This is a genomic window from Streptomyces sp. UG1 (assembly GCF_049974585.1).
In the GTDB taxonomy this organism is placed as follows: Bacteria; Actinomycetota; Actinomycetes; order Streptomycetales; family Streptomycetaceae; genus Streptomyces.
This window is the reverse complement of record NZ_JBNGGG010000021.1, coordinates 32811-51167: the sequence shown is the minus strand read 5'-3', so window position 1 is coordinate 51167 and position 18357 is coordinate 32811. Positions and strand designations below refer to the sequence as shown.

Genomic DNA, 18357 nt, shown 5'->3' with positions numbered 1-18357 from the left:
GATGACGATGCCCGCCAGGTCCGGAGTGTCGCCGTCGGCCAACGCGCCTGGGCCATCATGCGGGTCACGATGTCGGTGGCCGCAGGTCGTACGTCCAAAGGCTGGGAGTGCGCGGTGCCGCACGCGGCGAGGGCGGGTGCGGCGAGCAAGGCCGAGGCCCAGTCCGGTGCCGCCGCACAGCAGGGCGCTGCGGCTGACCGGGGTGCGGTCAGTCATGGCCGGATCCCCGCGGTGCGCGAAGTGTGAGCCGCCGCAGCGGCAGGAGCGACACGGCGTCCACGGACGTCCGGGCGCGGGCGGCGTCCAGGCCGTCGCGCGCTGTGGGGTCCACATAGATGCGGCTCTCGCGGGCCGCCGGGAGGACCCGGAGCTCGATCCCGTGCCGGACGACCTCGGCGGCGAAGCGCCGCAGCCCGATCTCCCAGACCGGGCCGTACCAGAAGTGGTCGGCGATGAGCTTGCCGCCGATGTAGGCCCGGGCCACGTCGCCGGTGTACTGGATGCGCAGCAGGACCTCACCCGCCTCCTCGCTCTCGTCGAAGACCTCGGGCAGGACGGCGATGTGATGGACACCGGCCCGTTCGAAGTCGGCGTCCAGCGGTGCGGAGGCCCGGCCGTGGGAGCCGCCGGTACGGGCCGGGGCGGCGACGGCCTCGGACCGCACGCACGTGACGGCGGGCGCGGGCGGGGGCACAGACGCGGGCGGGCTCAGGGTCCAGCGGGTGAACGCGCCGTCCCGGACGCCGGGTCCTGCGGTGGTGCCGGTCAGCCCGGGCGGCGCAGGGAGGAGGGCGATGTCCGGGGCGGCGGCCGTGTGCACGCGCAGTTCCTCGCCGTCGGCGAGCACCAGGTCGTCGCAGAGCACCAGCCGGTCACATCCCCAGATATGGACGCGGCTGACTTGCCGCCCCTGCTCGGCGGAGAGCACCAGCACGCGGACCGGGCCGTGCGGTCCGTGGACCGTCAGCAGCGCGCCGGTGCCGGGGTCGGGCACGGCCACCAGCGTGCCGTCGGCCGCTTCCCGTACCCGCACCGTCGTGTCCGGCCCCTCGACCCGCGTACCGGCGGGCAGGTGCAGCCGCGGTGTGACACCCTCGGTGGCCGCCAGTACGGCGGTGGGTGTGCCGCCGATCTCCAGGCGGGTGAGGGGCTGCGCGGCCGCCCAGTTCAGGCGCACGCCGGGGCCCAGCTCGTATCCCAGCGGCCAGACGAAGTGGGCGCCGGAGGGCACGGTCACCGGCTCCTCGGGCAGGGTCACCGTGCCGCCGGTCAGCTTGACGGCGAAGCGCACGTCCTCGTGGTCCGGCAGCGGCTCGTGCGGCTGGTGGTTGTTGACGAAGAGGAAGCCCGTGTCGCCGCGCGAGCGTACTGCCCAGCGCAGGGTCATGCGGTCGTCGAGGCCGCCGGGCCCGGAATCGGGCAGCGACAGCGGCATGTCCGCCAGCTCGGCGCCGGCGTCCTGGAGGAGGAGATGCTGCCGGCGCAGCGCGTGGTAGGCGGGCCGGACCTGGCCGTACTCGCCGAGCGGCGCCTGGAAGTCGTACGTGACCGAGGGCAGGTCGTTGGGATAACCGGTGGCGTGCGACTCCTGGTTGGGAACGCCGTGCTCCAGCCGCTGCGAGCAGCCGTGGTAGAGGTAGTAGCCCTGCCACACCGAACCGCTGCCGATCTTGGTCAGCGCCAGCGCCGTGACGTCCCGCTCGGGCACCAGCGGCCGCCGGTGGTAGGCGATGGCCATGCCGCCGCCGAGCTCGCAGGTGGCGTACGGATAGCGGCGGTCGTCCGGGCCGCCGGCGGGCGCCGCGTTGCGGAGGTCGGCCCCGATGGCATGGTCGTCGCGGACTGGGGTGAAGAAGTAATGGCGGCGCATCTCCCGCGCCCACCCCGGGTGGGCGTCCTCCCAGAACGCCTCCGGGTAGCCGCCGTACAGCGGCAGCAGCACGTCCGGGGGTATGCGGGCCCCGCCCCAGGCGGTGGCCGTCCACAGGGGGGCGTCGGCCCCGGCTTCCTCGGCCATGCGCCGCAGCGTCGCGAGGTGCCCGGGCTGGTCGTACAGCTCGTTCTCGACCTGTACGGCGATCACCGGGCCGCCGTCGCGGTGCCACAGACCGCGCAGCTCGTGGGCTATGCGGGCGAAGTAGGGCCTGACAAGCGCCAGGTACGCGGGGTCGTCCGTGCGCGGGACGCATTCTGTGCTGGCCAGCCAATCGGGGAAGCCGCCGTTCCGGCATTCCCCGTGTGACCAGGGCCCGATGCGCACGGCTACCGACAGTCCCAGCTCCGCGCAGAGTTCGACGAACCGGCGGATGCCGAGGTCGCCGTCAAAGCGGTAGGCCCCCCGCTGCTCCTCGTGCTGGTTCCAGAAGAGGTACGTCGCCACCAGGTTGATGCCGCCGGCTCGCATCTTCAGCAGCTCCTCGCGCCATTCGGCGGCGGGGTACCGGCTGAAGTGGAATTCGCCCATCACCGGAATCCACGGCCGGCCCGCCCGCAGCACGCGTCTGCTGTCCACGGTCAGGGGCACGGGTGGCCCGTGCGGGCTGCCCATCGCGAGATGGCCGGTGAGGGGAGCGGATGGTTCTTGGGCGCGCAGCGACAGCATGGCAGGTGCTTCCTGCAGGGGGCGGCTCGGGAAGTAGGTTCATCGAAAAGGAAGTCGGCATGGTGTCCTGCGCCGAGATCTGGTGCCGGCGCGTTGCAGGGCAGACCCCAACAGGTCGCTATCCAGGCTCCAGGAGTTGTCTTCGGCGTCCCAGGCGCCGCGCCATGCCGTTGGATGCGGCCGTGCATCTTTCTGTCATGGCGAAATCTCCGTTCAGTGAGGGCTACCGCACAGGCGGCGGTTCTTCGGTCGTGGGCTCGTAGGGGCAGGTGTTCTCGTACCGGGAGATGTCGTCGGTGTCGGCCAGGTCCGGACAGAGGAACTGGGTATAGCGGGTGTCGTGGTCGATGAAGATCTTCAGCCAGGGGATCGCCAGGCGCGTGACGGATATGTTCCGCGACGTGGGGAAGGCGTGGCTGCCGCTGGAGAGCTGGACGTAGGAGCCGGGGGTGTCGGCCGGCAAGGTGGCGTAGAGCTCGTCGAGGTACTCCGGTGTGACAGTTGGGTCGTCGATCGCACCCATGACCATGGTCGGGACCTTGACGCCGGACAGGTCCTGCGAGAACGAGGCGGGGGCGAACAGGACGGCGGCCTGCAGCTCCGGCCGCTGGGTGGCGGCGTGGATGGTACCGCCGCCACCCATGGAATGTCCCATCACGCCCAGCCGGTCGGGGTCGACTCGGCCGGCGACGGGGCTTTCCTCGGTGAGGTAGTCCAGCGCGGCCAGCAGCTGCCGGCCGCGGGCGTCGTCCCGGTCGGTGGGGCTGTTGGTGTCGATGCCGATGACGACGAACCCGAACGAGGCGATCCAGTGCCCCATCCAGGCACCCTCGTCCTTCCAGCTGGCGGTGTAGCCGGGCACGACCGCGACCGCGCCCCGGGTGCCCAGGCCGGTGTCCTTGGGGTAGTACATCTTCCAGCCGTTGAACCCGTGGCCGGGCTCGACGTCCAGCTCATCGGTGGCGAAGGTTCCCCTCTCGGCCGCGACGCTCTCCACGGTGGGGTCCGGGCCCCGCTCGTACGGGTTCCCATGGGCGGAGGCCGGCGGCATCGCGACCACTGCCGTGATCATGCCCACGATGGCCGCGAGCAGGGCCACGCCGAGTCTGCGCGGCTCGCTCCTTCCGCGGGGTACTGCCCGGCCGGTTCCGGTGCCGGCGGGCGCCGGGAGTCCGGTGACGCTTCGCTGCATTGCCGTGTTCCTCCTTGCGGTGACGCTCGACGGACCCGGGAAGGGCCTTGCGTGCGGGTTACTCGAGGTGCTCGCCGACAAGGGCGAGGCACTGGATGGCCGCCAGGCCGAACTGGGCACTCGCATTGGTGGAGAACTTCGCCTCGTCGATGGGGTTGAGCACGGCCGGACCTTCGATGCGCTCCGATGTGAAGGGGTGATCCTCGGGGTAGCCCGCATGCCCGGTACGCAGCTCCTTCCAGGCACGCTGCGCGAGCGCCTCGTCCCCCAGCTGCTTCGCCGCGTACGCGGTGGCCCGCGCATACGCCTGCCGCAGGTTGAGGTTGCCCCAACTGGCTCCCGTGGCCGCGCGCTGCTCCTCCGGTGTGGCGTTGTAGAGCCGGCAGAAGGCCACCCACGCGTCCTCCACCGCCGGTTCGTCCACCAGGTCGATCAGCTCGGTCATGACCTCGATCAGCCCGAAGACGGAGCTCAGCGCGCCCACGGCGATGATCTTCTCGTCCGGTCCGGAAAATGTGCCGTCGGACAGTTTGTACGTGACGTTGCCGCCCTGCACCCAGCCGTTGGGCAGGGCGGCGATCGTCCTGGCGCCATTGATCAGCTTCGTGCGGGCGACCGGATCGCCGCCCCGCTCCCACCCGGTGAGCCACGCCCCCGCGAGCGCGCCCCAGTCGGTGGAGATCCCCACCGGGAGCGCCTCGGGGTCAGGGTCGAGCGGACCGCCCTCGCGTATCTTGCGGAGCGGGTCGAGGGCGAGGAAGCTGCGGTCGGAGTCGATCAGGTCGTGCATCAGGTCGCCGGCGCGTTCGTCGGCGGTGAGGAAGTAGTAGAAGCGCCGGTAGCCGGCGTTACTGATCCGGACCTGCTTGGCGCTGTCGGCCCAGTGCGTGACCCCGTGCCGGGTGCCAAGGCCCCGGTATTTGCCGAGGTGGTAGACGTCGACCTCGCCGGTGTGGCGGGTCATCGCCTCGGCGAAGCGGAACGCCTTTGCGTCGCCGCTGCGCAGGTAGTGGTACCACAGCCACAGATCCGTGGAGAGCTCGGAGTTGTCCCAGGCGTAGCCCCCGACGTCGTACCGCCACACGTGCCGGTCCGGGTCGTAGGTGTGCATGATGTCGCCGTAGTCCCAGAAGCCGTACCAGGAGCGCTGGTCGACCTGCTCCCGGTGGAAGCGGTGCATGGCGTCAAGCTTGTCCTCCAGCTCCGCCTTCGCAGGAGTCGAGCGGTCGACTGGTGTCCATGAGCCGAACACCCCCGCCGCATGGTTGTGCTCGGGGTTCGAGACCAGCAGCGGCGGCGTCCCGTTTGCCGCGGCGAGCTCGGCGAAGCGCTCGGCGGTCGGTGTCGCCGCGAGCGCCCAGAGGGTCAGCTCGGTGGTGCGTGCGACGCCGTACGGGGTCCCGAAGCCGGGCTCGTAGTCCTCGTAGGTGATCTCCAGGGCTTCCAGCTGCTCCGGGTAGGTGTCCTGCCCGAGGCCGTCGTGGTAAAAGCGCAGGTCCATTGCCTCCGCCCGGGGTGACCACATCCATACGGCAGCCTGCGCCTCGTCGCCGCCGGCGCCCGTGATCTCCAGCTCGGTCGGGTGCAGCTGCCAGAAGTTGCGCATGCCGAAGGCCAGGCCGCCGGTCGGTGAGCCGACGTAGGCCAGTCCCCGCGACCGGCGGCCGCCGTCCACCCGGACCCACGAGCGGCCCTGCGCGGTGCGCTTGTGGATCTCGTATCCGTGGGCGTTGAGCTGGCGCAGGCTGTAGTCACCGAAGGCCGGGATGTACTGCAGGCGGGAAGTGACCCGTTGGTCCCAGGTGGCGGTGTCGGGCGTCGTCCGTCCTTCATACTGGGCCCGCCTGACGTTCTCTCCCGGGTCGCGGCGCAGCCCCGTTATCCCGCGTACCGCCTCCGCGAGCACGCCGTTGCCGTCGCCGGCGAAGCGGACGTGCCGGTCGTGCAGCGCTCCGCGCATCGGCACCGTGAACTGCATGCCGAGGCCGTTGATGAAGTCCTTGTCCTCATTCCCGTCGAAGACGAAGGTGTGCACCACACGGATGGCGTCCGAGCCCGCGTACAGGTAGAACCGCACCACGAAGGGAAGCCAGGCGCGCCGGCCCTTCTCATGCTTGCCCTCGACCTTGATCACCGCGCGTACGGGGCCGTCCTGCTCGACCTGCACCGAGCGCACGACGCCGCTGAACGACTCGGTCCTGACGACGGCAGCGCCGTCGGTGCCCGGCTGGTCTTGCCGGGAGGCGACCAGGCGTCCGCCGTTGGCGATGACCGTGCCGCCGCGCCGGACGGCCGTGACGACCTGCTTGCCCGAGCGCCCGAAGGACACCTCGATCACGCCGGTGTTCACGGTGACTTCGGCACCGCCGGTACGGACGGTCAGGGGCGTGGCGGGCAAGGCCGGGGAGCCGGACCGGAGCCGGTATGCGGCGGCGCGCGGCGCGGCTCCGCTGATCGCGTGGGCCGTCCACTTCACGGAGCCGTCCGGCCACCGGCCGGTGGGCCAGCTCTGCACGGGGACCTGCTCCCCCGAGTCGGTGGCGAGCGAGAACTCCTGATCGGGTGCGAAGGAACCGCGGGGCCACGGCACGCCCCAGGTCGTGCCCGCCGCCATCTCCGCCGGAGCGTCGCCTTCGAGCCATCGCAGGCCGACCGGGTCGTGCCCCTTCAGCTCGGGGAGCGCCGCCCGGCGAGCGGGCTCGGCGTGGGCGCGGCCGCCCGCGGAGGCCAGCACGGCCGCGGCCGTCGCACCGGCGGATGAGGCCAGCACTGCACGTCGACTCATGGGAACCACGGTGATCAACTCCTTGAAGTGCGCGTATGGCTGGTCCTCAGTCGCTGCCCGCGTAGCTGATGTCGGGCCGCGGGGGCTGCTCCATGCCGGCGCCGAGGAAGTAGTCGACGTGGTGGGACTGCATGTAGCCCTTGACGGTCATGTCGTTGCGGTAGACCGGGTTGTGGGCGAGGGTGTACAGCCGGATGTCGCTCGGGCGATCGGTGGTGAAGACGAGCAGCTCGTCGGAGCTCCCGTTGGGCAGCACGACCTCCTCGCGCCAGTCGCCGTGGATGTCGCCGAGGAAGCCGGGCTGGCTGCGGGGCCCAACGGTCCCGCCGTAGTCCTGGGCCCGCAACAGGCGCGGCACGCTGTTGGTGGGGGTGGGGTTGTCCGGGTCCCACTTCTCGAACTTGCCGTCGTTGAACAGCTCCATCGTGATGTCGCCGTCCCACCACAGGCCCATCTGCGGCCACGGCCGGAGGTTGGTGTCGGGCTCGGCCAGCTGGTTGCTCGGGGCGTTGTAGAGCCCGTCGAAGGACCAGACCTCCATGCCCGGGTGGTTCGGGTCGATGTCACCGGCCATGCCGCGCCCCACGTCCGCGACGGAGCCGTAGTGCTCCCAGATGAGCTCACCGGTCGCGGCGTCGTAGTAGTACTCGTGCAGGCCGCTGGGGTTGTCCTGCTGCACGCCGTAGCCCTCCAGGCCCGGCCGCGACGGGTCCATGTCGGCGATGTGGAAGCGGTCACCGTGGACGATGCCCTGGCCTCCCATCGAGTAGAGCAGCGAACCGTCACCGTCCAGGACGAACCCGATCTCGGCGAACTCGTCGTCGCCGTCGCTGTCCACGTCGAGGCAGCGGCTGTTGTGCCCGTCGGGGTGGTTCCCGTTGCGCAGCCACTTCCACTGCATGTCGACGTTGCTGCCGTCGAAGCTCCAGGCGGTGACCATGAGGTTGAACCCGCCGTTGCCGACGCGGTTCTTCATGTAGCTGACCAGGCTCGGTGTTTCACCGTCGAGATAGCAGGCGGCGAACCGGGCGTACATCGGGCCGTCCGAGATGTAGTCGGTCGGGACCGGGGCCGACGAGCGAAGTGCGCCGGTCCGGCCGTCGAGGATGGCGATGAACTGCTCGGTGTCGTTGTCGTGGCTGAAGGTCTCGCCGTCGCCGAAGGTGACGCCGTCGGCGATCCGCACGGCGACCTCGGAGCGGCCGTCGCTGTCGAAGTCGTAGACGGTGACGCCGTCGTTGTGTCCGACGTCGATCGTGGCCGATCCGCCCTCGATGTTGTTCTGATCGGTGCTGTTCGGCCCCATGTCGACCTCCCACAGGAAGTCGCCTTCGCTCGAATAGGCCTCGATGCTCTGCGGGGAGGTCTGGCGGTCGATCACGTAGTCGTACTCGCCGTCGCCGGTGAGGTCGCCGACCCACACGAACTGGATCCGGCCGCCGTCGCGCAGCGGGACGCGGACCACCGGTTCGTCGGCGGCATCGGCGTCCAAGGTGAATGCGCCACTGGGCTCGCCCTCTTCGCCGTCGACCACGGGCATGACCCGGTAGCTGTTGGACTGCGAGAGGTCGGCACCGGAGTCGACGAAGTTGGTCCCATCGGTGAGGACGTCGTCGTTGATTTGGGACCAGTCGCCGTCGTCGCCGGTGGTGCGGTAGACGTTGAAGCCGATGTTCTCCGGGTCCAGGCCGAGCAGCCGCCAGGAGACCAGGACGTCGCTCTCGCCGGAGCGCACGGCCACCACGCCGCGCCCCAGGTTCTCCATCGGACGCGCGGCCGCCGCGGTCGTGCCCTGAGCCGTACCGGTGCCGGGGGAGGCGGTGCCCAGCTGCGAGAGGCCGACGACGAGGATCATCGCCCCGGCCGCTGCCACCGCGGTGGAACCTGCCCGGCGTAACCCGCTCCGACGTCTGTGCCTGTGCTCCATGGGAGCTCCTCATGCTCGTATACGTGCGGAGTATCAGCGCATGTTGAACCGTTTACACAGGGCGCGATGCAAGCACTGTGAGGAGGGCATGTCAAGAGCGGTGTGTTCTCGCCTCCCTCGTGCTTGACGTGTCACATCGATCGGCTCATCATCGAGTTCAAACGGTTAACAGGCCGAGGCAATAAAACGGGATGCAGGGAGGTCGGATGCCGCGTCGGGTCGCTTCCGGCGACGGAAAGCCCCGCCCTGCGACGATCAAGGACGTGGCCAGACATGCCGGCGTCTCGGTCGCCACCGTCTCGCGCATCCTCTCCGGTACGTACCCCAACGCCCCTGCCACGCGCAGCAAGGTCATGCGGGCCGTGCGCGAACTCGACTACGTGGCCAACGCCCACGCCCGGGGACTCGCGGGTGTGCGGCCCAAGAGCGTGGCCATCGTGGTCAATTCCGTCATCTCCCCGCACTACGCACATGTGGCGCAGGGGGTACACGAGGAGGCCGCGCGTGCGGGCCGGCTCTGCATTGTCGGCACCACCGGCGGAGATCTCGAACGCGAGCTGGCCGCGATCCAGTTGATGCGCGAAGAGCACGCCGAAGCGGTCATTCTCGTGGGGAACATCAACCCCGACGAGGCCTACCGCGAGCGCATGGCCGGCTATGCCCGCGCACTGGCCGCGGTCGGCTCGCAGCTGGTGCTGTGCGGCCGCCCGCCGCTGGGCCCCGACGTACCGGCCATCGTGGTCGAGTACGACAACACCGGGGGCGCGTTCGCCGCTACCAGCCACCTGCTCTCGGCGGGCCACAAGCGCATCCTGTTCCTCGGCCGGCGGTCCGGGTACACGACGCCGGAGAGCCGGGTCGCCGGTTACCGTGCCGCCCTGGCCGCGCACGGCGTACCGCATGATCCCGGGCTGGAGGTCGACGGCGCGAGAATGGTGCGGCGCGAGGGCTACCGCATGATGCGCGAGCGACTCGACGCAGGGCCGCGGGACTTCACCGCCGTCTTCGCCAGCAACGACCTGATCGCCGCGGGCGCGCGCGAGGCGCTGCGAGAGCGCGGGCTGCGCATTCCGGAGGATGTGTCGATGGTCGGATTCGACGACCTCCCCCCGGCCGCCGACATCGACCTCACCACCGTTCACATCCCGCACGAGGAGCTGGGGCGCACCGCCGTGCGGCTCGCGCTGAAGAGCGAGACACCCGGGGCCTCCGAGCACGTCCTGCTGGGCACGCACATCGTCGTCCGCGACTCGGTCTGCCCCAACGTGGGCGAAGCCTCAGGCCCGGACTAGAAGGGTTCACCCGATGAGCCGGCGTCCCACGGCCATGTTCGCCATGGATGCACCGAATCTGCCCCAGCTCTTCCCGCCGGACCTGCTGGCCCGGCTGCGCGAGCTGCTCGACATCGACCCCGCGGGCGTAGTCACCGATTTCGGCGATCCCGCGCTGCGCTCCCGACTGGCCCGAGTGGAGGTGCTGGTGACGGGCTGGGGATGCCCGCCCCTTGACTGCCACGCGCTCGACGCCCTGCCGCGGCTGCACACCGTACTGCACACCGGCGGGACGGTGAAGCGGCTGCTTCCGCCCGAGGGCAGAGCGCGCGGGCTCACCGTATCGTCGGCCGCCGCGCAGAACGCGCTACCGGTGGCCGAGTACACCCTCGGCATGATCCTGCTGCTGGGCAAGGGCGTCTTCGCGGCGCAGGAGGACCGCCGTGCGGCCTGGCACCGGCTCCCGGACCTGGCCCGCTCGGACATCGGCAACATGGGGCGCCGCGTCGGGCTCATCGGCGCTTCCGCCGTCGGGCGACGCGTGATCGAACTGCTGCGGCCGTTCGACTTCGACGTCGTTCTCTACGACCCGTATGTCGACGCGGCAGCCGCGCGGAGCCTCGGGGTACGGAAGTCGGGGCTGGAAGACCTGCTCGCGGACAGCTCGATCGTTTCGGTACACGCCCCGGCCACGCCCGAGACGCGGCACATGATCGACGCGGGCCGGCTGGCGCTGCTGCCGGACGGGTCGGCGCTGATCAATACCGCCCGCGGCAGCCTCGTGGACACCGAGGCACTGGTACGCGAGCTCGCCACCGGTCGTATCAGGGCCGTGCTCGACGTGACCGACCCCGAGCCGTTGCCGGTGGACTCCCCGCTCTTCGATCTGCCCAACGTCATCCTGACCCCGCACATCGCCGGATCCCAGGGCAATGAACTGCGGCGCCTGGGAGCCGCCGTCGTGGCCGAAGCCGAACGGCTGCGCATGGGTGCACCCCTCGCCCAGCGTGTCGAGGTCGCTCACCTCGACCGCACGGCGTGACGCGGCCGCGCCGGGTCTGCCGCACGGTCCGGTGACATTCGCGGAGACTTTTTCCGGACGGCAACCTGTGCGGAGCGCGGTGGCCACTACCGGTCAACTACCACCGTCGACAACCCGGAGGACGCATGTCACCCGCACACCCCCCACCGCTGCCGCATCGCAGACGCCGCCGCTCAACGCGGGGCAAGGTGGTGCCCAGTACGTTCGCCGCAGGTGCACTGACCGCAAGTGCTCTGGTCGCCCTCTCCGGCGCCGCGGGGCCGGAGTCCTCCGGCAACACGGCCGCGGCACCGCTGCTGGAGAACCTGGACCGCGGGCGGTCAGCGTCCGGTCCGGCGACGGCAACCTGGTGAGCTGGCGCTGGCTGGCCGAGGACGCCGACGATGCCGCGTTCAACGTCTACCGCGACGGCGAAGCCGAGTACTCCGTGGCCGCAGTGGTGGACGGCGAAGAGCAGGAGCCTCAGGACGCCCGCCCGATGGCAGACGGCTACACGGACGTGCCGATCGAGGGAAGCCCCGCCCGGCGGCGACGACTATTCGTACACGGCCAACGACACCTCGGTCGGCGACCTCGACGGGGACGGCGACCTGGACTTCGTCGTCAAGTGGTACCCGACGAACGCCAAGGACAACGCGCAGTCCGGTGTGACCGGACCGACGATCCTCGACGGCTACACCATGGAAGGTGAGCGGCTGTGGCGGGTCGACCTCGGTCCCAACATCCGCTCGGGCGCCCACTACACACAGTTCCAGGTGACGGCGGCGCCAACTACGCCAACGACGACGGCTACGTCCTGGACGGGCCGGAGTTTCTGACCATGTTCGACGGCGCCACGGGCGCGGCACTGGACACCGTCGAATACGCACCGCCGCGCGGCACCCTCGGCGACTGGGGCGACGACTACGGCAATCGCGCGGACCGCTTCCTGGCCGGCACCGCCTACCTCGACGGCAAGACCCCGTCACTGATCAGCGCCCGCGGCTACTACACCCGATCGGTCATCGCCGCCTGGGACTTCGCCGACGGAAAGTTCAGCGAGCGGTGGGTATTCGACAGCAACGACAACTCGGGCTACGCGGGCCAGGGGAGCCACTCCCTGTCCGTCGCGGACGCCGACGGCGACGGAAACGACGAGATCATGTACGGCTCGATGGCCGTGGACGACGACGGCTCCGGCCTGTGGAACGCGGGCACCGGACACGGCGACGCGCAGCACGTCGGCGACCTCGACCCGGGCCGTGACGGCCTGGAGGAGTTCAAGGTGTCGGAGGACTCCAGCCAGCCGGGCTCGCTGTTCCTCGACGCCGCCTGCGGCGAGGTGCTGTGGAAGACCGACTCCCGCTCCGACAACGGCCGCGGTGTGTCCGCCGACGTCTGGGCCGGCAGTCTGGGCGCCGAGTCCTGGTCCGCCGCCGACGGCTCGATGCGCGACCCGTCCGGCGCCGAGGCCGGCGCCGGACCCTCCAGCATCAATTTCGTCAGCTGGTGAGACGGCGACCCGGTGCGCGAGCTGCTGGACGGCACGCACATCGACAAGTACGGCCCGGACGGCGACAAGCGCCTGCTGACCGGCGAGGGCGTGCTCGCGAACAACGGAAGCAAGGCCAATCCCGCGCTGTCCGGCGACATCCTCGGCGACTGGCGCGAGGAGGTGGTGTGGCCCATCGCCGACGACTCCGCGTTGCGGATCTACTCCACACCGCACGAGACCGACATGCGCATCACCACGCTGCTGCAGGACCGGCGGTACCGCACCGGTCTCGCCTGGCAGAACACCGCCTACAACCAGCCGCCGCACCCCAGCTTCTTCATCGGCGACGGCACGGACACCGCCCCCCGGCCCACGATCGGGACCCCGTAGCCGCCGACCTGCTCGACCGTGCCGTCCGGGAAACGGATCTCGACGCTGCCGTCCGGCACCTGACGGGCTCGGGTGCCGGTGCGCAGGGCACGGCTGTCGCCGTACAGGCTCGGGTCGGCCGTGAGGACGACCAGGGTGACGAGCAGTCGGGTGCCGCCGGGATGCGGGGGCAGGGTGAGTACAGGCGTCGCCGAGTGGTCACCGTAGGCGTTGTGGCCGCGGGCGTGCACGACGCCACCGGGGGCCGGGGTGCCGTCGTCCTCCCAGCCGAGCAGGCCGACGAGGGCGCTGGTCAGGCCGTCGCGGCGGCGGGCCAGCGCCCAGCCCGCGCCGGTCTCCGCGGCGGGCGGCGCGCTGTCGCAGGCCACGGCCCAGCCGCCCTCGCGCACGGCGGTGCCGGCCGGGGCACACAGGCGGTGCAGACGGACCTCCCAGGGGCCGTGCACCACGCTGACCGTGGTGATGCGCGGCTCTGATCCGTATCGCTCCCGCTCGATGGGCTCGGTGGGGGAGTGCCAGGACGCCGCCTGCCGCCCGGCGACGTACAGCGGCTGGATGCGGCCGCGCCGGGAGGCCCCCGACGCGGCGAGGAACGTGATCTGGTTGTCGGGGCCGGCGACTCCGTCGTCCGGCGGGGTCTCCGGCGCGGCCGCGCTGGAGTACGCGAACCGGGTGTAGTGAGGGTTGTCCTCGGCGGCGGCGGGCGGCGGTGGCTGCCGGTCGCTGCCGTGGTTGACCAGCCGTACGATGCCGTCGGCGCAGGTGGAGTGCAGTAGCCAGCCGGGGGCGGGCAGCGCGAGGCAGCGGTCGGCGGTGTCGACGGGGCCGGGCTCCTCGGGGGCCGTCCAGACCGGATGGCGGGCGGGCAGCAGCAGGCCGAGGAACGCCTTGCTCGCCCAGTACGGCGAGGCGGGTCCCGAGTAGCGCTGGGTGACCGGGAGATACGGCCCGTACCAGCCGAGTCTGAGCAGTCCGGCGGCGTCGGGGGCGCCGCGGCCGGCGAAGTGCTTCAGGGCGCCGGAGGCCAGTCGGCGGATGCGGCCGGGCGGCAGGGACGTGGCGTCGGCCAGGGCGCCGGCCCACAGGGGGGCGGTGACGGCGTAGCGGTAGGTCAGCGACCGGCCCTGGTGGACGGGCGCGCCGTCGGAGCCGAAGAAGTACTGGTGGGTGCCGAGGAACATGCGCAGCCGGGCGCGGTGGGTGGCGATGAGACCGGGGTCGGCGCGGGGCCCGGCGATGCGGGCCCACAGCACGGGGTACAGGTGCAACGCCCAGGCGTTGTAGTAGTCGAACTTCTGCCCGTCGCCGTCGGTGTACCAGCCGCCGCCGCGGTACCAGTCGTCGAGCCTGGCCAGGCCTGCGTCGATCTCGGCGCGGCTGTGCGGCGCGCCGACGGAGGCGAGGAACTCCTCCGTGACGACCTGGAAGAGGCGCCAGTTGGAGTCGTTGGCTCTCGCGCCCACGAAGCCGCCCAGCCAGGCCGCGGCCCGCTGGCGTACGGCGTCGTCGAGCCGGTCCCACAGCCACGGCCGGGTCTCGTGCAGGGCGATGGCGATGGAGGCGGCTTCCACCATGGACTGGGCGCCGTCCGTGATCGGCGGCCAGTGCTGCGGGTGGCCGGGGTCGGTGCCGGTGGCGAGTCCAGTGGCATAGCGGTTGATGAGGCCGCGGATGGCGGTGCTGCCACTCCGGTCGGTTCCGCGTGCGCCGGCGATACGGAAGGCGGCGAGGAGGAAGGAGCGGGCGTAGCCCTCCAGCCCGTCGGACCGGGTGCCGGAGTGGCTGGGTCTGCCGGGGAGGCTGTACTGGGCCAGGCCGGGGGAGGCGTAGGGACGGATGGCGGCCAGGAGGGTGTCGGCCGCGCTCTCCCAATGCGCCCTGGTGTAGCCGGTGAACGGGGACGTAAGGGGGTCGGCGGGTGGCGGGGCGCTGGTGTCGGCCGAGGGTGGCGTGGTGGTCATGCCCGGTGGTGTCCTTCGTGTGTCACCGCGTGCGGCCTGCACGGGGCGGGCCGACGCTGTTCCGTATGACGACGTGGGTGGCGAGCACGTGGCAGGTTCCGGGGAGCTCCCGCGGCTCGCGCAGGGCGAGGTCCACCGCGGCGCGGCCCAGTTCCTCGGCTGGGGTGCGGACGGTGGTCAGGGGTGGGCCGAAGTCCTCGGCGAGCGGGATGTCGTTGTAGCCGACGACGGAGAGGTCGCCGGGGACGCTCAGGCCGGCGTCGGCGATGGCTCGCAGGGCCCCGGCGGCGACCATGTCGTCTCCGGCGAAGACGGCGGTGAACCGCGGTCCGTCCGCGAGGAGCGCCGTCATGGCGCGCATTCCCGCGGTCCGTCCCAGTCCGCAGTCGATGACATGGGCGGCCTCGGGCGGCAGGCCGTGCGCGGCCAGGGCCGCGCGGTAGCCGGCGACCCGGGCGTCCATGGCGGTGTTGCCGGGCAGGCCGCCGAGGAACACGATCCGGCGGTGCCCGGCCGACAGCAGGTGGGTGGTCGCTGCCCTGGCCCCGGCCTCGTTGTCGAACTCGACGACCAGGGCGGGCAGGCCGGGGTCGGGCGACGGGCGTCCGCACAGCACCAGGCGCGAGCCGGCGGCGTCCAGCGTCTGGGCGTAGCGGGTGACGCGCTTGCGGTAGGCGGCGTCCTCGACGATCCCGCCGACGAGGATCACCACGCGTGCTCCTTCCTCGCGCATGAGCTGGATCACCTCCGTTTCCCGCCGGGGGTCGCCGCCGGTGGCGCCGACCAGGCACAGCCAGCCCTGTGCCGCGGCCTCCGCCTCGATGCCTTCGGCGACCTGCGCGTAGAAGGGGCTTGTGACCTGCCGCAGGATGACGGCGACCAGCTTGCGGCCGCCGCCGACCAGGGCGCGGGCGTGCACGTTCGCGACATAGTCCAGGGTGCGCACCGCGCGCAGCACCCGGGACCGGGTTTCCGGCGGTACCCGGTACTTGCCGCTGAGCACGCGCGAGACCGTGGCCGCGGACACGCCTGCCTGCGCCGCCACGTCCCGGATGGTGACGCGCTCCTCAGTCGCCATGCCGCCGGCCATTCCCTTCGCCTGTTCCCGTGTCCGTCCGTGCTGTCGTTGCCGTGCCGGTTCACTTGATGGCGGCGTATTCCTCGGCGTACTCCTCGGCCATCCTGTCGCCGCCGCCGGAGCGCCACTTCTTGACCGCGGCGTCGTAATCGGACAGCGAGGCGCGCCCGGCGATGACCGCGGTGATGGTGTCGTCCATGGATGCCCGGAGAGTGGTCCCCTGCTTGGTGTTCGTGCGCGACTGCAGTCCGAAGGACGCGTCGCGGATCGTCACCGGGACCACCTTCTGCTGCCAGGCGTGCAGGGCTCGTACGGCCTTGGGCTGGCCGGCCAGGAAGAGCACCTGAGGACCCTCGGCCAGGTACTTGACGGGGAAGTTGGTGTTGTTCTCCACCTCGCCGAGCTTGGTCGGCTTCGGCGAACCGTCCTTCCCGCGGGTGAAGTGCACATCCTCGAGGCCGAAGTGCGTGAGCTCCCACTCCTTCGTGCCGAAGGGGGCGGCCAGGTAGTCGAGCAGCCGCAGGAGCATCTCGATGCGCTCCTTCTTGGCCTTCTTGAGGATGGTGTAGCCGAAGGAGCGGCGCGCGGCGACGACTCCACCGGGGGTTCCGTCCACGCTGTAGGGCAGCGCGGGCGCCGGGGTCAGCAGTCCCTTGGAGTCGTTGTAGATGGGGATGTACCCGCCGAAGCCGTCCTGCTTCGAGCCGACGGTGCCGTTGAGGAACAGCGTGTGCAGGTCGGGGGCGGACAGCGAGGTGGCCTCGGGGTGGTAGGAGCCGTTCTTGCGCAGCTGCGCCTGGAAGGCGACGGACGCCCGGTACCGCTTGTCGGTGTAGTTCGAGCGGAAGGTGCCGTCCTTTTCCACCGCCCAGCGCTGCGGGGCGTTGTGGGCGGCGGCGTGCACCGCGTTGCCGAACAGCGAGTCGGCGGACGCGCCCAGCGCGTACGTCGTGCCGCGGGTTCCCTTCTTCACGACGGCGGCGAAGTCGTCGGAGGTCCATCCCTCCTTCATCCCCGCGTCGGTGAACTGCCCCTGGTTGATCCACAGCGTGCTGCCGGGCACCGGGCGCTCCAGCGGGATGCCGTGGATGCGCCCGCCGATGCGGCCCATATCGCGCCAGGCGTGCGTGGGGATGCCGGCCAGGTTGGGGTAGTCCTTGACGGCCTTGCCCGACAGGAACGGCGTCAGGTCCTCGGCGCGGCGCTGGACGAACTCGGCCTCCCGGGGCAGGACGAAGCCGGAGAAGACGTTGATGATGTCCGGCAGCGATTCCGGGTCGCCGGCCATCACCGTGGCCATCTTCTGCTGGTAGTCGGTCTGCGGAATGACCGTGTATTCGATCTTGACGCCGAGGGCTTTCTCGATCGCCTTCCAGAACCGGTTCTGCGCCGCTCCCTTCGGCGGGGTGCCGAAGGTGACGGACATGACCTTGACCGTGGAGCCGTCGCCCGGTGTGCGGGAGACCGAGGCGGTCAGGTCGGCGGGATAGGAGGTGAAGCCGGGCTGGACCCCCTGGTCGGTCGGGGGGAGATCCGGCTTGGCTCCCGGGGTCGGCTGGTACGCGGGCCAGGGGGCGAGGTCCTTGCCCGTGTTTGTGGTGCCGTCCCCGCCCGAGCCGCTGGAGCAGGCGGTCAGGAGCCCCGGGACGGAGACGGCGGCGCCTGCTGCGCCCATGGAGGACAGTAAGGCACGTCTGGACATTCCGATCATGAGGGAGTGACCTTTCTGGCTGGGGTCGGATGACGGTGTCAGCTCTTGATGGCGCCGGTGAGCACGCCTTTGGTGAAGTACTTCTGCAGGAAGGGGTAGACGAGCAGGATCGGCACGGTGGCCAGCACCAGCACGGCCATCTGGATCGTCTGTGGCGCGTTCACCGTGGCTTCTCCGGTGGTGGTGTCCGTGAGCCCGGAGCCGGCGATGACATACGTGCGCAGCACCTGCTGCAGCGGCCAGCGGTCGCTCTCGAGGTAGAGCGAGGCGTAGAACCAGGCGTTCCAGTACGCCACGGCGTAGAACAGGCCGACGACGGCGAGGGCGGCCTTCGACAGGGGCAGCACGATCGTCAGCAGCACCCGGAGGTCCCCGGCGCCGTCCAGCCGCGCGGCTTCATGGAGCTCCTCGGGGATGCCCTGGAAGAAGGCGCGCAGGACGACCAAGTTGAAGACGTTGAGCAGCACCGGCAGGATCAGCGAGGCGTAACTGTCCAGCAGCCCCAGCTCCTTGACGATCAGGAAGTTGGGGATCATGCCGGGCGGGAAGAGGAACGTGAACAGGATCAGGAGCAGCACGGGCTTCCCGCCGAGTACGCCGGGGCGGGCCAGGGCGTAGGCGAGGGTCACCGTGCAGGCGAGGCTGAGCAGGGTGCCGGCCACGGTGACGCCGGCGCTGACGCCGAGGGCGTGGGTGACGATGCCGCCGTCGAGGACGTCGCGGTACGCCTTCAAGGTCGGCTCCTGCGGCCACAGCACCCAGCCGCCGTTACGGACCACTTCGCGCTGGGAGGCGAGCGAGGTGGACACGATGACCAGGAACGGCACGCAGACCAGCAGCACGACCGCGATGAGGGCCACGGCCTTGGCGGCCTGAGTGAGGGGCTTCGGCTTCTCCATCCAGCCGGGCCGGACGACGCGGGTG

10 protein-coding genes and 1 pseudogene are annotated in these 18357 nt (G+C 70.9%); 3 read left to right on the top strand and 8 right to left on the bottom strand.

What is annotated here, in order from left to right; translation table 11 throughout:
- Positions 1-208: 208 nt before the first annotated feature.
- The 4 genes from ACP4J3_RS23395 to ACP4J3_RS23380 form a co-directional block, all read right to left on the bottom strand.
- Entirely contained in the window at positions 209-2602 is a 2394-nt protein-coding gene (locus ACP4J3_RS23395) for a beta-galactosidase (RefSeq protein WP_426537486.1), read from the bottom strand.
- A 223-nt stretch (positions 2603-2825) separates the two neighbouring features.
- Positions 2826-3794, bottom strand: a complete 969-nt coding sequence (locus ACP4J3_RS23390; RefSeq protein ID WP_426537484.1) for a dienelactone hydrolase family protein — start codon at positions 3792-3794, stop codon at positions 2826-2828.
- A 58-nt stretch (positions 3795-3852) separates the two neighbouring features.
- A complete protein-coding gene (locus ACP4J3_RS23385) occupies positions 3853-6579 on the bottom strand; it encodes a Tat pathway signal sequence domain protein (RefSeq protein WP_426537482.1) in 2727 nt (908 codons plus the stop codon).
- Positions 6580-6625: 46 nt separating this feature from the next.
- Positions 6626-8452 (bottom strand): hypothetical protein, encoded by a 1827-nt coding sequence (locus ACP4J3_RS23380; RefSeq protein ID WP_426537480.1) that lies wholly within the window; start codon positions 8450-8452, stop codon positions 6626-6628.
- A 317-nt stretch (positions 8453-8769) separates the two neighbouring features.
- Here ACP4J3_RS23380 and ACP4J3_RS23375 point away from each other — a divergent pair, with 317 nt between their 5' ends.
- The 3 genes and pseudogenes from ACP4J3_RS23375 (at position 8770) to ACP4J3_RS23365 (ending at position 12683) form a co-directional block, all read left to right on the top strand.
- Positions 8770-9798, top strand: a complete 1029-nt coding sequence (locus ACP4J3_RS23375; RefSeq protein ID WP_426537478.1) for a LacI family DNA-binding transcriptional regulator — start codon at positions 8770-8772, stop codon at positions 9796-9798.
- A 13-nt stretch (positions 9799-9811) separates the two neighbouring features.
- The gene (locus tag ACP4J3_RS23370; RefSeq protein ID WP_426537476.1) at positions 9812-10819 is read left to right on the top strand and encodes a hydroxyacid dehydrogenase; all 1008 of its coding nucleotides are present in this window, start codon (positions 9812-9814) and stop codon (positions 10817-10819) included.
- 125 nt (positions 10820-10944) lie between these two features.
- Positions 10945-12683 (top strand): annotated as a pseudogene (locus tag ACP4J3_RS23365) (rhamnogalacturonan lyase).
- On the opposite strand, the gene ACP4J3_RS23360 reads toward ACP4J3_RS23365, so the two are convergent.
- The 4 genes from ACP4J3_RS23360 to ACP4J3_RS23345 form a co-directional block, all read right to left on the bottom strand.
- Complete coding sequence (locus tag ACP4J3_RS23360; protein WP_426537474.1) at positions 12602-14644, bottom strand: DUF2264 domain-containing protein; 2043 nt, start codon at positions 14642-14644, stop codon at positions 12602-12604. The pseudogene ACP4J3_RS23365 and the gene ACP4J3_RS23360 overlap by 82 nt on opposite strands.
- Positions 14645-14666: 22 nt before the next feature.
- Positions 14667-15722, bottom strand: coding sequence for a LacI family DNA-binding transcriptional regulator (locus ACP4J3_RS23355; protein ID WP_426537472.1), 1056 nt, complete (start codon positions 15720-15722; stop codon positions 14667-14669).
- A 61-nt stretch (positions 15723-15783) separates the two neighbouring features.
- The gene (locus ACP4J3_RS23350; RefSeq protein WP_426537470.1) at positions 15784-17397 is read right to left on the bottom strand and encodes an extracellular solute-binding protein; all 1614 of its coding nucleotides are present in this window, start codon (positions 17395-17397) and stop codon (positions 15784-15786) included.
- Positions 17398-17471: 74 nt separating this feature from the next.
- Complete coding sequence (locus tag ACP4J3_RS23345; RefSeq protein WP_426537667.1) at positions 17472-18332, bottom strand: carbohydrate ABC transporter permease; 861 nt, start codon at positions 18330-18332, stop codon at positions 17472-17474.
- Positions 18333-18357 lie beyond the last annotated feature (25 nt).